Genomic DNA, 15,793 nt, shown 5'->3' with positions numbered 1-15,793 from the left:
GAGGAGTGATTCCTCGGCTTTTTGTACTCGAAAAGATGCCATCATTTTACATAAGTAGTTTCATTCTGAATGCTTTTCGTTATAATTAGGGAAGTGTCATCGTCTTACTATAAATTTATGGTAAAATAAACGATAAAAGATTGAGTACATAGAGTGGGTGAATAGATTGAAGCTACTAGTGAAAGCACCAGCAAAGATTAATCTGTCGTTAGATGTACTGGGAAAAAGACAAGACGGATATCATGAAGTGAAAATGATTATGACAACAATTGATTTAGCGGATCGTTTAGAACTAATGGAATTAGCAGAAGACCGTATTGAAATTTTATCCCATAATCGGTATGTCCCAGACGACCAAAGAAATTTAGCTTATCAAGCAGCGAAATTATTAAAAGAGAAGTTTAATGTGAAAAAAGGCGTATCTATTACTATTGAAAAAACGATTCCAGTAGCAGCTGGATTAGCAGGTGGAAGTAGTGATGCAGCAGCGACATTACGTGGCCTTAATAAATTATGGAATTTAGGGCTTACAATTGATCAGTTAGCAGAGCTTGGCGCAAAAATTGGATCAGATGTATCGTTTTGTGTATATGGTGGGACAGCAATTGCCACTGGAAGAGGAGAGCAAATTGAGCACATAAAAACTCCGCCTTCTTGTTGGGTTATTTTGGCGAAACCCCATATTGGTGTATCTACTGCTGATGTGTATGGAAATTTAAAGTTAAATCGAGTTACACATCCAAATGTAGATAAAATGGTTAACGTCATAAATGCTGGGGACTACAAAGGGATTTGTGATACTGTTGGTAATGTTTTAGAAGATGTAACGTTTGCGATGCATCCTGAAGTTGCACGTATTAAGGCACAGATGAAGCGATTTGGGGCGGATGCCGTATTAATGAGTGGAAGTGGCCCAACTGTATTTGGTCTTGTGCACCATGATTCGCGAATGCATCGTATATATAATGGATTAAAAGGATTTTGTGAACAAGTATACGCAGTACGTTTATTAGGAGAGCGAGAAACGCTTGAATAAAGACGTATAATACGTTATGATTTGTTTAGAATATTCGTGATTTGAGGTGAGAGTATGAAAATTAGACGAAGTACAAGATTAGTCGATATGACGTATTACTTGTTACAAAACCCTCGTCAGCTAGTTTCTCTCACTTTTTTTGCTGAAAGGTATCAATCAGCTAAGTCTTCCATTAGTGAAGATTTAGTTATTATTAAGCAAACGTTTGAACAACAAGGGGTCGGCACATTGCAAACGGTACCAGGAGCAGCAGGAGGAGTGAAATATATACCATATATAAGTGAGGAAGAGGCAGATCTAATTATTAGTGAGCTTTGTAGCTTATTTGAAAATCCAGGTCGTATTTTGCCTGGTGGTTACTTATATATGACAGATCTTTTAAGTAATCCTCGCCATATTAATGGCGCAGGTCGTTTGTTTGCTTCTGTTTTTGCTAGGCAACCAATTGATGCGGTTATGACGGTGGCAACGAAGGGGATTCCACTTGCTTATGCGGTGGCAAATTACTTAGATGTACCGGTAGTAATTGCAAGGAAAGATAATAAGGTAACAGAAGGTCCAACTGTTAGTATTAACTATGTATCAGGTTCTTCTAAGCGAATTCAAACAATGACGTTAGCAAAGCGTAGCCTTCCAGAGGGATCAAATGTTTTAATTATTGATGACTTTATGAAAGCTGGCGGGACAATTCAAGGTATGATGAGTATGTTAGAAGAGTTTAAGGCTAATGTTGTTGGTATTGGTGTATTAGTAGAATCCACGGATATTGAAGAACGACTAATTAATAATTTTGTATCATTAATTCGTCTATCAGAAGTTGATGTGAAAGAAAAAGCGATTCAAGTGGAAAAGGGAAATTATTCACTGGCACCATTTGATGAAGGGCTTGTAGAGGCTGAGTAAAAAGGTAAAGCAGATCGCTTTATCTTTTTTTTATTCTATTTATAAATTATAAAATAGATGGACAAACTGCTTTTCGTGCACTATTTTTAAAGAGTAAAAATAAATAATAAAAGGGTGAAAAAATATGAAAGTTGTTCAAACAAGCAATGCACCACAAGCAATTGGACCATATTCACAAGGGATTATTGTAAATAATATGTTTTACAGTTCAGGACAAATTCCGTTAACTGCAAGTGGAGAGCTTGTAGCAGGAGACGTGACAGTACAAACAGAGCAAGTATTTCAAAATTTACAAGCGGTATTAGAAGAAGCAGGTGCTTCATTTGATACAGTAGTAAAAACAACAGTATTCTTAAAAGATATGGATGATTTTAATGCTGTTAATGAAGTATACGGCTCTTATTTCTCTACTCATAAGCCAGCGCGTTCTTGTGTGCAAGTAGCAAAATTACCGAAAGATGTTTCGATTGAAATCGAAGTAATTGCCCTAGTTAAGTAATCTTTTGTAAGCGATAACCTCCACTAATCTCTATATTCAATTACATTAAAAATTTTTATCTTAAAAATTTTTAAAAAATTAAAGGGAAAATAGAAAATTTGTGGAATTTATACAAATATATCGCTTATTTAGAAAAGGGTGGTGAACACAAGATGGAAGTGACTGACGTAAGATTACGCCGCGTAAACACAGAAGGCCGCATGAGAGCAATTGCCTCTATTACTCTAGACCATGAATTTGTTGTTCATGATATTCGTGTAATTGATGGTAATAATGGATTATTTGTAGCAATGCCAAGTAAACGTACTCCAGATGGAGAATTCCGTGACATTGCACATCCAATTAATTCTAATACACGCTCTAAAATTCAAGATGCGGTTTTAACAGAGTATCATCGTTTAGGCGAGTTAGAAGAGGTTGAGTTTGAAGAAGCGGGTGCTTCGTAAAATTCGAATGAAAAGGGCTTTTTAAAGAAATCCCTATAATTTTGCAACAAACTCCTGTAAGCATTTACAGGGGTTTGTTTTTTTTGTGGTTTTATCTATTTTTCGCACGGAAAATTCTGAATTCTTTAAAGTGAAGAGGAAAACTTCTAATTTTTTCAAAATCATTTTAAATAGTATAGCTTATTTCTTAAAAAAGATACTAAAGAGTAAAACATCGTATAAGAATTATGGTAAAATTTAATAGTTAAAATGTGTTTCTTGAAATATATGATGATTTAGGATAATATCGTTAATGGATAAATAGGTTGCGATGGAGGGTCTATATGTCAAACAGATTTGCAGTGATTCTAGCTGCAGGCAAAGGCACACGTATGAAGTCTAAGCTATACAAAGTGCTTCATCCTGTATGTGGAAAACCTATGGTACAACATGTTGTCGATCAAGTAACGCAATTAGGATTGCAGAAACTTGTAACAGTCGTAGGACATGGTGCTGAAATGGTACAAGAACAGCTAGGAAACGTAAGTGAGTTTGCATTACAAGCAGAACAACTTGGTACAGCACATGCTGTAGATCAAGCTGCAAGTGTACTTGCAAACGAAGAAGGAACAACTTTAGTTATTTGTGGTGATACGCCGCTAATAACTGCTGAAACGATGGAATCATTGCTTCAGCAACATAAAGAGGCAGGGGCAATGGCAACGGTGCTAACAGCTTACATAGAAGAACCTGCTGGATATGGTCGTATCGTTCGTAATGAGAATGGTCATGTTGAAAAGATTGTTGAGCATAAGGATGCAAATGAGAAAGAATTAGCTATTAAAGAAATCAATACAGGTACGTATTGTTTTGATAATAAAGCTTTATTCGCCTCACTTTCTAAAGTTTCAAATGATAACGTACAAGGTGAATATTACCTGCCAGATGTTATTGAGATTTTAAAAAATGAAGGTCATATCGTATCAGCTTATCAAACAGAGCACTTCGATGAAACGTTAGGTGTTAACGACAGAGTCGCTCTATCGCAAGCGGAAATTATTATGAAAAACCGTATCAACCGAAAGAACATGGTAAATGGTGTTACAATTATTGATCCAAGTAACACGTATATTTCTGCTGATGCGATTATCGGTAGTGATACAGTTCTTCATCCAGGAACAATTATTGAGGGGAATACTGTAATTGGTTCTGATTGTGAAATTGGACCGCATACAGTAATTCGCGATAGTGAAATTGGAGATCGTACAACAATTCGTCAATCTACTGTACATGATAGTAAACTTGGTACAGAAGTATCGGTTGGTCCATTTGCACATATTCGCCCAGATTCAGTTATTGGAGATGAAGTACGCGTTGGAAACTTCGTGGAAATCAAAAAAACTGTTTTTGGTAATAGAAGTAAAGCTTCACACTTAAGTTATATCGGGGATGCACAAGTTGGAGAAGACGTGAATCTTGGTTGTGGTTCAATTACGGTGAACTATGACGGTAAGAATAAATTCAAAACTGTGATTGGTAACGGGGTATTTATTGGATGTAATTCAAACCTTGTTGCTCCTGTAACAGTTGAAGATGGTGCTTATGTGGCAGCAGGCTCTACAATTACAGAGAATGTTCCATCAAAAGCATTATCTGTAGCACGTGCACGTCAAGTTAACAAAGAAGACTATGTTGATCAATTGCTGAATAAGAAAAAATCATAATGTGGAGGGTTAATCTAGATGTCGACTCAATATCTAAATTCTAATTTGAAAGTATTCTCTTTAAACTCTAATAAGGAACTTGCTGAGCAAATTGCAAAGCACATTGGAGTAGGACTAGGAAAATGTTCTGTTGATCGTTTTAGTGATGGAGAAGTTCAAATTAACATTGAAGAAAGTATCCGTGGTTGCGATGTATTCATTATTCAATCTACAAGCTTCCCAGTAAACGAACATATCATGGAATTACTTATTATGATCGATGCATTAAAGCGTGCATCTGCAAAAACAATTAATATTGTTATTCCTTACTATGGTTATGCGCGTCAAGACCGTAAAGCGCGTTCTCGTGAACCAATTACATCGAAACTTGTAGCAAACTTGCTTGAAACAGCAGGTGCAACTCGTGTAATCACTCTAGATTTACATGCTCCACAAATTCAAGGGTTCTTTGATATCCCAATCGACCACCTAATGGGTGTGCCGATCCTTTCAGATTACTTTGAAACAAAAGGTCTTAAAGATATCGTAATCGTGTCACCTGACCACGGTGGGGTAACTCGTGCTAGAAAAATGGCAGATCGTCTAAAAGCACCAATCGCTATTATTGATAAGCGTCGCCCTCGTCCGAACGTATCAGAGGTAATGAACATTATCGGTAATATTGAAGGTAAAACAGCAATTTTAATTGATGACATCATTGATACAGCTGGTACAATTACATTAGCAGCAAACGCTCTTGTTGAGAACGGTGCTTCTGAAGTATATGCTTGCTGTACACACCCAGTATTATCTGGTCCAGCAATTGAGCGTATCCAAAATTCAAATATTAAAGAGTTAGTTGTAACGAACTCTATCGTATTACCAGAAGAGAAGAAAATCGACAAAGTACATGAACTTTCAGTTGCTCCACTAATCGGAGAAGCAATCATTCGTGTATACGAAGAAGAATCTGTAAGTGTATTATTCAATTAATTGGATAGAATGAGACGTAACCAAGATTGGTTACGTCTTTTCGTATCGAAAAAAGAAAGTAGTGGTACAAGAATGAAATTGATAGTAGGACTTGGGAACCCGGGTAGAGAATATGAATTAACAAGGCATAATATTGGATTTATGGCGATTGATGAACTTGCAAAGCGTTGGAATATTTCTTTGAATGAACAAAAATTTAAAGGAATATTTGGTGCAGGATTTGTTAATGGAGAAAAAGTAATCTTATTAAAGCCACTTACATATATGAATTTATCTGGGGAAAGTATTCGACCACTCATGGATTACTATAAAATTGATGTTGAAGACTTCGTTGTTCTGTACGATGATTTAGACATCCCTGTAGGTAAATTACGCCTTCGTATGAAAGGTAGTGCTGGTGGACATAATGGTGTGAAATCAACAATTTCACATTTAGGAACACAAGAGTTTCAACGTATCCGCATGGGAATTGATCGTCCGAAAAATGGCATGAAGGTAGTAGATTACGTATTAGGACGTTTTACATCGGAAGAAATTCCTGATGTGAGTCATTCTATTGAAAAAGCAGCGGATGCATGTGAAGAATGGTTAAATAAACCTTTTCTTCAAATCATGAATACCTTCAATAGTTAAGGGTATGATTGGGAATATTTTGTCTTATTTTTACCCATACTAGTAGTAATTGGATTTTTAGGAGGCTAGTATGGAAGGTTATTATTATTGCAGACATTGCGGGAGTAATGTAGGCTCCGTTACTGCAGAAAAAGTGTATAGCGACGTTTTATTTCAACTAACAGAGCAAGAAGTAGTAGAGATGATTCATTTTCATGAGAATGGAAATATATATATAAAAACGATTTGTGAATCGTGTCAAGAAACGCTCGCATCTTATCCTGAGTATTATGAATATGAAAAATTTCTGCAATAAAATGTTGTCGCTTTGGCATGTCCAAAGCATTTTTCTGTTTTCTTTTTCCAAAATATTTGCATAAAATATAGTGGCTTGCTCTTTATGTTGAGAGGGGTTTTGAAAATGATAGGTTTATTAGAGCAATTTTATAAAAATGAAGAGATCCAATCGGTTATTAATGGACTAGAAGATGGTTTAAAAGAACAACTTGTATCAGGTATGGCAACCTCTTCTCGTTCGTTATTAATGGCGGCCTTATATAAAAAAACAAAAAAATCACAACTTATTGTGACGCATAATTTATATCAAGCACAAAAAGTGCATGAAGATTTAGTGGCGTTACTTGGTGAAAAAGATGTGTGGTTATACCCAGTAAATGAATTGATAGCATCAGAAATTGGTGTTGCAAGCCCAGAATTGAAGGCGCAACGTATTGAAGTATTGAATCGTTTAGCGGCAGGAGAGAACGGGATTATTGTAGCGCCAGTTGCAGGACTACGCAGATTTTTACCAATGAAAGAGTTGTGGAAGCAAAGGCAAATCGAAATCAACCTAGGGCAAGAGATTGATTTAGATACATTCTTGCATACTTTACATCATATTGGTTATGAGCGTAAGTCGATGGTAGAAGCTCCTGGGGAATTCAGTTTGCGTGGGGGAATATTAGATATTTACCCATTAACTGAAGAGTTACCATTTCGTATTGAATTTTTCGATACAGAAGTTGATTCTATTCGATTATTTGATGTGGATGAACAGCGCTCTCAAGATAAAAAAGAAAGTGTTAGATTTGGTCCAGCAACAGAGTTTTTATTTTCACAGGAAGAATTGAAGTCGGGAATTGAGCATCTTGAGGAAGGCTTGACTAAGACGATGCAAAAACTTTCCGATGATAAATTGAAGACTACAGTGCTTGAAACGGTAAGTCATGAAATTGAGATGTTAAAAAACGGGCAAAGTATAGAACAGATGTTTAAATATTTATCTATTTTCTATAAAGAACCTGCTAGTCTTATAGATTATTTACCAGAAGATGGTATTGTGGTTTTAGATGAGATTTCCCGTATTCAAGAAACAGCATCACATCTTGAAACAGAAGAGGCGGAATGGTATATATCACTTCTTGGTGAGGGAATAATTATTCAAGATTTATCTTTCTCACACTCGTTTGAGGAATTTCTTCATCATAAAAAAAGAAGTTTTGTATATTTAACGTTATTCTTACGTCATATAGCACATACACATCCGCAAAACATTGTGAATGTGACATGTAAAACAATGCAAGATTTCCATGGGCAGATGCAGTTGTTGAAAACTGAAATTGATAGATGGAACGAAGGGCATTTTACGACTGTTGTGCTCGGCACAGATGATGAACGTGTAAAAAAACTACAACATATTTTAAGTGATTATGATATTGAGGCAGATATCGTAGAGGGCACAGACATATTATTGCCTGGAAGGTTACAAATTGCTGTAGGTGATTTACATGCAGGATTTGAAATGCCGATGCAAAAGCTTGTTGTTATTACTGAAAAAGAGCTTTTTCATAAGAAAGTTAAAAAATCACAACGTAAGCAGAAGTTATCTAATGCTGAACGTATTAAAAGTTATTCGGAATTAAAAGTTGGAGATTATGTAGTTCATGTAAATCATGGTATAGGTAAATTCTTAGGTATCGAGACATTAGAGATTAATGGTGTTCATAAAGATTACTTGAATATTAAATATCAAGGTAATGATAAGTTATACGTTCCAATTGAACAAATTGACCAAGTGCAGAAATATGTAGGATCTGAAGGTAAGGATCCAAAAGTTTATAAATTGGGCGGAAATGATTGGAAAAAGGTCAAAACGAAAGTTGAAAAATCTGTACAAGACATTGCGGATGACCTAATTAAACTATATGCTGAGCGCGAAGCTTCAAAGGGTTATGCATATACACCAGATACGGCAGAACAACAAGAATTTGAATCTTCTTTCCCATATCAAGAGACAGAGGATCAATTACGTTCTATTGAAGAGATTAAGAAAGATATGGAACGTGGACGTCCGATGGATAGGCTTCTTTGTGGTGATGTAGGATATGGAAAGACGGAAGTAGCTATCCGTGCGGCATTTAAGGCAATTATGGATGAAAAACAAGTTGCAATTTTAGTGCCGACAACGATCCTTGCACAACAACACTATGAAACAATTCGAGAGCGTTTTCAAGATTATCCAATCAATATAGGATTATTAAGTAGATTCCGTACGAGAAAACAGCAAAATGAAACAATTAAAGGCTTAAAAGATGGTACGGTAGATATCGTAATCGGAACGCATCGTATTTTATCTAAAGATGTTACTTATAAAGATTTAGGTCTTCTTATTATTGATGAAGAACAAAGGTTTGGTGTAACCCATAAAGAAAAAATTAAACAATTAAAAGCAAATGTTGACGTGTTAACATTAACGGCAACTCCGATTCCGCGTACACTCCATATGTCTATGCTTGGTGTGCGTGACTTATCTGTTATTGAGACACCACCAGAAAATCGTTTCCCAGTCCAAACGTATGTAGTAGAGTATAACCCAGCGTTAATGCGAGAAGCGATAGAACGAGAGCTTGCAAGAGGTGGGCAAATTTACTTCCTATATAATCGTGTGGAGGATATCGAAAGAAAAGCGGATGAAATTTCGATGTTAGTTCCAGACGCGCGTGTAACTTATGCGCATGGGAAAATGAACGAAGGTGAATTAGAGTCTGTTATGCTATCGTTTTTAGAAGGGCAGCATGATGTTCTTGTAAGTACAACAATTATTGAGACGGGTGTAGATATTCCGAATGTAAATACGTTAATTGTATTTGATGCAGATCGTATGGGACTATCGCAGCTGTATCAGCTTCGTGGTCGTGTTGGACGTTCTAATCGTGTTGCATATGCATACTTTGCATACAAACGAGATAAAGTGTTATCAGAAGTTGCAGAGAGGCGTCTGCAAGCCATTAAAGAGTTCACAGAGCTTGGGTCAGGTTTCAAAATTGCAATGAGAGACTTATCCATTCGTGGTGCAGGTAACTTGTTAGGAGCCGAACAGCATGGATTTATTGATTCTGTCGGATTTGATCTATATTCTCAAATGTTAAAAGATGCAATTGAACAGCGTAGAGGAACAGATGGGGTTGAAAATACAGTTAATGTTGAAATTGATTTAGAAGTAGATGCATATTTACCAGATGCTTATATTTCAGATAGTAAACAAAAGATTATGATGTATAAACAGTTTAGAGGTGTTTCTGCAATTGAGGATATTGAAGAGTTGCAGGAAGAGATGATAGATAGATTTGGTGATTATCCGCAAGAAGTTGGTTACTTATTGCAAATTGCAAATATTAAAGTATTGGCAATGAAAGAACAAATTGAGTTAATTAAGCAAAATAAATTTGAAGTGACAATTCTGTTCTCAGAACAAGCAAGTCAAAATATTGATGGCGGAAAATTATTCATGCTTGGAAATAGTTTTGGACGTATGATTGGTCTAGGAATGGAAGGATCGCAATTGAAAATCGTTATGAAAACAAATGGTTTAGAGACATCGAAGTGGTTAACAATTGCTGAAAATTTATTAAAAGGCCTGCCAGATGTAAAAAAAGAAGTCATAAATGCCTAATATAAGATAAAAAAATACAATTCGGCGTGCATAGAAGAACTAATGTGTAAAATACTATGTCTAACAGTTGGTGATTTTTACATGAACAGGTAAATTCACCACTTTGATCATCAGTAGAAAGTGAGGCAGCATTAGAATGAAAGCAACTGGAATCGTACGTCGAATTGATGATTTAGGTAGGGTAGTAATTCCGAAGGAAATTCGTAGAACTTTACGTATTCGAGAAGGAGACCCACTAGAAATATTTGTTGATCGCGATGGAGAAGTGATTTTGAAAAAATATTCTCCAATTAGTGAACTAGGTAATTTTGCAAAGGAATATACGGAAGCTTTATACGATAGCTTAGGACATAATGTGCTTGTATGCGATCGTGATTCTATTATCGCAGTAGCAGGCGTATCTAAAAAAGAATACTTAAATAAAAGTGTTGGCGATTTAATTGAGAAGACAATGGAAGAGCGTAAGTCTGTAATTATGACAGATGAAAGCGAAATTTCAATTATTGATGGAGTAACAGAAAAAGTGAGTTCCTATACAATTGGCCCGATTGTTGCGAATGGGGATCCAATTGGAGCTGTTGTTATCTTCTCTAAAGAGGCTATTATAAGTGAAGTAGAGCATAAGTCAGTAAATACAGCTGCAAGCTTTTTAGCGAAACAAATGGAGCAGTAAGGCTATATGGAATTTTAGAAGTAGCAATCTTTCCTAATTATGATATTTCTTCTTGAGAAATCAAATATTTGGAGATATATGTATATTGAATGAAGGTAGCGCTTTGCTACCTTTTTTCGTTGAACATTTCTATCGTTGCGCGAACGTATTATTACTCGTGTAGGCAAGGAAGCTTGTCCTTTTCTTTATGATATAATACGAGGGGTGAGAATAGAAAAAGGAGTTTTCTTGTATGGAATCAAAGAAGTATCAAGCCTTTTGGCGTGGGGCTATTATATTAACAATCGCAAGTTTTGTTACAAAGGTATTAAGCGCTTTTTACCGTATTCCATATCAAAATATAGCGGGTGATATTGGTTTTTATATTTACCAACAAATTTATCCGTTTTATGGATTTTGTTTAATTTTAGCTACTTATGGGTTCCCCATTATAATTTCAAAAATGGTTGCGGAACGATTAGAGCGAGGGAAACAACAAGAAGCAGAAGAAATTATCTGTGTATCTTTTTGGTTTTTATTGGGAATTGGTTTCGTAGGCTTTTTTACATTGTTTTTTGGTGCCGAAACAATTGCAGCAGCCATGGGTGATATACACTTAGATAAGTTATTACGTGTTATTTCATTTTCATTCATATTGATGCCGTTTTTATCTGTAGCAAGAGGATATTTTCAGGGATTCAATAATATGATGCCAACAGCTGTTTCGCAAGTGATAGAACAAACGATTCGTGTTTCTATTATTGTATTTTTATCTCTATTCCTAATTGCTCGCGGATTTGATTTATATACAGTCGGTGCAGGTGCTATGTTAGGTTCAATCGCAGGCGGACTGATTGGGATTATCGTACTTGTACTTTATATGCGTCATGACTTTCGTTCTATATTTTTCAAGAGTGTAAAGAGAATTAAGGGGAAAAAGAGGATCATTAAAATTCTGTTTTGGCAGGGATTGGCGATTTGTGTTAGTAATTTAGTACTTATTTTTATACAAATGGCTGATTCCATTTCCTTCTATTCCTTACTTATTGGGGCAGGAGAACAAGCTGAAAGTGCAAAGGTATTAAAAGGTGTTTACGACAGAAGTATCCCGCTTATGCAATTAGGTACTGTCGTGACAACTTCTTTCTCATTGTCACTTATTCCAATTATTACAGCGGCGAAGGAAAGAGGAGATCTTTCCTTTATTCGAGAAAAGGTAAAGTTAGCAATGAAAATAACATTTGTTATTGGATTTGCAGCTGCCATTGGATTAACTTGTATTATTCAGCCTACGAATATTATGTTGTTTGAAAATAGTGATGGGTCAGATGTTTTATCCATTTTATCTTTATCTATTTTATTTAGTTCATTGTCGATTACAACTGCTTCTATTTTGCAAGGGTTAGGACAAACATTAAAACCAGCAATATTCGTTATATTTGGGGGTTGTTTAAAGTTAGCTTTAAATTATACATTAATGCCGTATTTTGGTGTGAAGGGAGCTGCAATTGCAACACTAGTTGCGTTAATTGTAATTTCTGTGCTAAATAGTGCATTACTTATGCAAGCTGTATCTGAATCGCTTATCGATAAGCGTAATATGTTAGGTGTAGTTATTAGTGGTATCGGTATGGGGTTTGTATTAATAATATTTATACGTGTGATGCAAATGTCTGGATTAGTAATTGATACAACGCATAGAGGAATTGCAACACTTGAGGCATTGTTAGGTGTAGCTATCGGTGGATTAACATATGTGTTTTTAATTTTAAAATTACGTGTATTTACAAAAGCGGAAATAGGAACCGTTATGAAAAAAGAGAAAAAAGAAGGTTTATTGAAGAAGAGTGGATAGAGGTGGCAGGTTGTGAGTGGAATCATTACTATTTTAGGGTTAGGTGCTGGTGAGTTAGATCAGTTAACGATGGGTGTATATCGAAAAATAAAAGAAGCAGATCACATGTTTGTTAGAACGAAGGAACATCCCGTTATAGAAGAGTTGGAGAAAGAAGGTATACAATATACAGCCTTTGACAGTGTATATGAAGCGCATGATACATTTGAAATTGTATATGAAACAATCGCGAATACATTGCTAGAACAAGCTGAAGGCACAGAAATCATCTATGCCGTGCCAGGGCATCCGCTTGTAGCGGAAAGAACGGTTCAGCTACTGTTGGAAAAAGGCGAAGTAGCGAATGTTGAAGTGCGCATTGAAGGTGGACAAAGTTTCCTTGATCCTATGTTTGCGAGTCTAAAGATTGATCCGATTGAAGGATTCCAATTAATTGACGCCACATCATTTGAAAGAGGACAATTAGAATTACGTCAACATTTAATCTTTTGCCAAGTATATGATGCATTCGTTGCGTCTGATGTGAAATTAACATTAATGGAGATGCTATCAGATGATTATGAAGTGTATATCGTAACAGCTGCAGGGACTTCGTTTGAACAAGTTAAAAAGGTACCGTTGTACATGTTAGATCATGAAACAGAGTTGAATAATTTAACGAGTGTATATGTACCACCAGTTAAAGAACGTGCGTCCTTGTATCAACAGTTTGATGTGCTTAGAGAAATTATTGCAGACCTTCGTGGACCGAATGGTTGTCCGTGGGATAAAAAGCAAACACATCAATCTTTAAAGAAGTATTTAATTGAGGAAGCTTATGAAGTGTTGGAAGCAATTGATGAAGAGGATGATGATCACTTAGTAGAAGAACTGGGTGATATATTATTACAAGTTATGTTGCATGCTCAAATCGGGGAGGATGAAGGTTGGTTCTCTATAGATGATATTATTCGAACTTTATCTGAGAAAATGGTTCGCCGCCACCCGCATGTATTTGGGAATATGGATGTAAATAATGCCGATGAAGTAATTGCCAATTGGGAAGAAATTAAAAAACAAGAAAAAGGATTCGTGAAAGAATCTGTTTTAAATGGGGTTCCAAAAAGTTTGCCCCAGTTACTACGCGCCTATGAAATCCAGAAAAAAGCTGGCAAAGTTGGTTTCGATTGGGTTGATGTACAACCGATGATAGAGAAAGCCTTAGAAGAATGGCAAGAGTTCCAACAAGAAGTTACAAATATGGATGAGGCGAAAATGTTAGGTGAATTTGGCGATTTACTATTTGCGTTTGTGAATATAGCTCGTCATTATAAAATAGATCCCGAAGAGGCGTTACGTTCAACGAATGAGAAATTCGTCGGTCGTTTCTTATACATGGAAGCAAAGGTAGCTGAAATGAATAAAGAGATGCAAGATTTATCATTAGAGCAGTTAGATGTTTTATGGGAAGAGGCAAAACAAACAGAGCGTTAATAGGGGGATTTGATATGCGTCTAGATAAGTTTTTAAAAGTATCACGTTTAATTAAAAGAAGAACATTAGCGAAAGAAGTAGCTGATCAAGGAAGAATATCAATTAATGGTCAAGTGGCAAAAGCGAGTTCAGATGTGAAAGTAGCTGATGAATTAACAATTCGTTTTGGTCAAAAAATAGTAACTGTAAAAATAAACGAATTGAAAGAAACGACTAAAAAAGAAGATGCAGCAAATATGTATAGTTTAGTTCGCGAAGAAAAAGTAAAGGCTGAAGAAGGCTTGTTCTAAAATCAATTATCCCTTCATACATTACTATTAGCTAGTATAAATCTATGGGGGGATTTACGTGAATAATGGTTACTCACCTATGTCTTCTAATCAACAAAATGTTTCGGTAGAGCATGATATTATTATGCGTGGCAGGCGTGTAATTGATATTACCGGTGTAAAGCAGGTAGAGAGTTTTGATAGCGAGGAGTTTTTACTTGAGACCGTAATGGGTTTTTTAACAATTCGTGGTCAAAATTTGCAAATGAAAAATTTAGATGTAGAAAAAGGTGTTGTATCGATTAAAGGGAAAGTTCATGAGATGCTGTATATTGATGAGAATCAAGGGGAGAAAACTAAAGGATTCTTTAGTAAGTTGTTTAAATGAGCCTAACAATTCAGTTGTATACGATGCTCTCAATGATCGGAATGGGTGCTTGGATTGGAGCGTCTTTAGATACATACCAACGATTTTTAAAGCGGCAAGAACGTAAACGTTGGCTTGTATTTATACATGATATACTATTTTGGATTGTCCAAGCATTATTCGTTTTTTATGTATTGCTTCTTGTAAATGAAGCTGAACTACGTATATATGTATTTTTGGCATTATTATGTGGTTTTGCGGCGTATCAAAGCTTATTGAAAGCACTATACATGAAACTGTTAAATTTTCTCATCTATATTTTTATGCAAACAACACATTTTTTTGTTCAAATTATAAAGCTACTCATGATAAAACCTGTTATTATTATAGCGCAGCTATTTATTGCATTTATATTATTCTTATTTCGTATACTGCTTTCAATTGGACATGTGTTATGGAAAATGGTGATTTGGATATTACTTTTCATATGGAAAGTTTTTTTCTGGCCTGTTCGATTTATTGCTTCGCTCATATGGAAACTTCTCCCTAATCGTGTTAAACTTTTTATAATGAAACATGTAGGGTTCCTGCAATATATAGCAAAATTGAAGGGACACATCTTCCAATTATGGGAGCGTATAAAAAAGAAGTTAGGGGGACCTCGGAAATGAGGGAACTGAGACAAAGAACAATCGAAAAACAGAGTCCAAATCCTGTTAAAGAGCATATAATACAAACGGATGAGAACAGGAAGCGACTTTATCGCCGTTTAGCGGTTTTTCTTGTCTTTGCTTTTACAATTATTGCGAGTATTAGTGTAACGTTTTATCAACAAAACAGTTCCATTAGAGCAAAAGAAGCAAAAGTTAAGGACATGAAAAAAGAACTGGATTCATTAACGAATAAAGAAAAGAGTCTAAAAGACGAAGTTCAAAAGTTAAATGATGAAGAGTACGTATTAAAGATTGCTAGAAGGGATTATTTCTTCTCTGGAAAAGGGGAGATAATTTTTCCTGTTTCTAAGTAGAGTATGTCTTATTGACACTATATTTTA

Annotated in this window: 16 protein-coding genes; all 16 read left to right on the top strand. The window is 35.6% G+C overall.

Annotation, left to right across the window (positions count from 1 at the left end; genetic code table 11):
• Nucleotides 1-166: 166 nt before the first annotated feature.
• The 16 genes from ispE to divIC all read left to right on the top strand — a co-directional run bounded on the left by ispE (nucleotide 167) and on the right by divIC (nucleotide 15,766).
• Complete coding sequence (gene ispE, locus MKX31_RS23450) at nucleotides 167-1,036, top strand: 4-(cytidine 5'-diphospho)-2-C-methyl-D-erythritol kinase (protein WP_000772096.1); 870 nt, start codon at nucleotides 167-169, stop codon at nucleotides 1,034-1,036.
• A gap of 54 nt (nucleotides 1,037-1,090) precedes the next feature.
• Entirely contained in the window at nucleotides 1,091-1,939 is an 849-nt protein-coding gene (gene purR / locus MKX31_RS23445; RefSeq protein ID WP_064475153.1) for a pur operon repressor, read from the top strand.
• A 124-nt stretch (nucleotides 1,940-2,063) separates the two neighbouring features.
• Nucleotides 2,064-2,438, top strand: a complete 375-nt coding sequence (locus MKX31_RS23440; protein WP_000869826.1) for a RidA family protein — start codon at nucleotides 2,064-2,066, stop codon at nucleotides 2,436-2,438.
• A 152-nt stretch (nucleotides 2,439-2,590) separates the two neighbouring features.
• Nucleotides 2,591-2,884, top strand: a complete 294-nt coding sequence (gene spoVG, locus MKX31_RS23435) for a septation regulator SpoVG (RefSeq protein ID WP_000454042.1) — start codon at nucleotides 2,591-2,593, stop codon at nucleotides 2,882-2,884.
• Between the two features lie 323 nt (nucleotides 2,885-3,207).
• On the top strand, nucleotides 3,208-4,587 hold the full coding sequence (gene glmU / locus MKX31_RS23430; protein WP_064475154.1) for a bifunctional UDP-N-acetylglucosamine diphosphorylase/glucosamine-1-phosphate N-acetyltransferase GlmU: 1,380 nt from the start codon (nucleotides 3,208-3,210) through the stop codon (nucleotides 4,585-4,587).
• 18 nt (nucleotides 4,588-4,605) lie between these two features.
• Nucleotides 4,606-5,559, top strand: a complete 954-nt coding sequence (locus MKX31_RS23425; protein ID WP_000107420.1) for a ribose-phosphate diphosphokinase — start codon at nucleotides 4,606-4,608, stop codon at nucleotides 5,557-5,559.
• Nucleotides 5,560-5,631: 72 nt separating this feature from the next.
• Nucleotides 5,632-6,192 (top strand): aminoacyl-tRNA hydrolase, encoded by a 561-nt coding sequence (pth, locus tag MKX31_RS23420; RefSeq protein ID WP_078183735.1) that lies wholly within the window; start codon nucleotides 5,632-5,634, stop codon nucleotides 6,190-6,192.
• 70 nt (nucleotides 6,193-6,262) lie between these two features.
• Nucleotides 6,263-6,487, top strand: a complete 225-nt coding sequence (locus MKX31_RS23415; protein WP_000399441.1) for an anti-sigma-F factor Fin family protein — start codon at nucleotides 6,263-6,265, stop codon at nucleotides 6,485-6,487.
• 105 nt (nucleotides 6,488-6,592) lie between these two features.
• Complete coding sequence (gene mfd, locus MKX31_RS23410) at nucleotides 6,593-10,123, top strand: transcription-repair coupling factor (RefSeq protein ID WP_064475156.1); 3,531 nt, start codon at nucleotides 6,593-6,595, stop codon at nucleotides 10,121-10,123.
• Between the two features lie 136 nt (nucleotides 10,124-10,259).
• Nucleotides 10,260-10,796: a stage V sporulation protein T gene (spoVT, locus tag MKX31_RS23405; RefSeq protein WP_000648312.1), complete on the top strand. Its 537-nt coding sequence runs from the start codon at nucleotides 10,260-10,262 to the stop codon at nucleotides 10,794-10,796.
• Between the two features lie 232 nt (nucleotides 10,797-11,028).
• Nucleotides 11,029-12,630 (top strand): putative polysaccharide biosynthesis protein, encoded by a 1,602-nt coding sequence (locus tag MKX31_RS23400; protein WP_154131842.1) that lies wholly within the window; start codon nucleotides 11,029-11,031, stop codon nucleotides 12,628-12,630.
• Between the two features lie 12 nt (nucleotides 12,631-12,642).
• On the top strand, nucleotides 12,643-14,103 hold the full coding sequence (mazG, locus tag MKX31_RS23395; protein WP_064475158.1) for a nucleoside triphosphate pyrophosphohydrolase: 1,461 nt from the start codon (nucleotides 12,643-12,645) through the stop codon (nucleotides 14,101-14,103).
• A gap of 14 nt (nucleotides 14,104-14,117) precedes the next feature.
• On the top strand, nucleotides 14,118-14,393 hold the full coding sequence (locus MKX31_RS23390; RefSeq protein ID WP_001234876.1) for an RNA-binding S4 domain-containing protein: 276 nt from the start codon (nucleotides 14,118-14,120) through the stop codon (nucleotides 14,391-14,393).
• Nucleotides 14,394-14,451: 58 nt separating this feature from the next.
• Nucleotides 14,452-14,760 (top strand): sporulation protein YabP, encoded by a 309-nt coding sequence (gene yabP / locus MKX31_RS23385; RefSeq protein WP_001059101.1) that lies wholly within the window; start codon nucleotides 14,452-14,454, stop codon nucleotides 14,758-14,760.
• A complete protein-coding gene (yabQ, locus tag MKX31_RS23380) occupies nucleotides 14,757-15,410 on the top strand; it encodes a spore cortex biosynthesis protein YabQ (RefSeq protein WP_016085301.1) in 654 nt (217 codons plus the stop codon). The genes yabP and yabQ overlap by 4 nt, the downstream gene beginning before the upstream one ends.
• On the top strand, nucleotides 15,407-15,766 hold the full coding sequence (divIC, locus tag MKX31_RS23375) for a cell division protein DivIC (protein WP_001208737.1): 360 nt from the start codon (nucleotides 15,407-15,409) through the stop codon (nucleotides 15,764-15,766). The genes yabQ and divIC overlap by 4 nt, the downstream gene beginning before the upstream one ends.
• Nucleotides 15,767-15,793: the final 27 nt, after the last annotated feature.

Origin of the sequence: Bacillus sp. FSL M8-0063, assembly GCF_038005545.1 — a bacterium.
GTDB classification, from domain to species: domain Bacteria; phylum Bacillota; class Bacilli; order Bacillales; family Bacillaceae_G; genus Bacillus_A; species Bacillus_A wiedmannii.
This window is presented reverse-complemented; position numbering and strand designations above follow the sequence as displayed.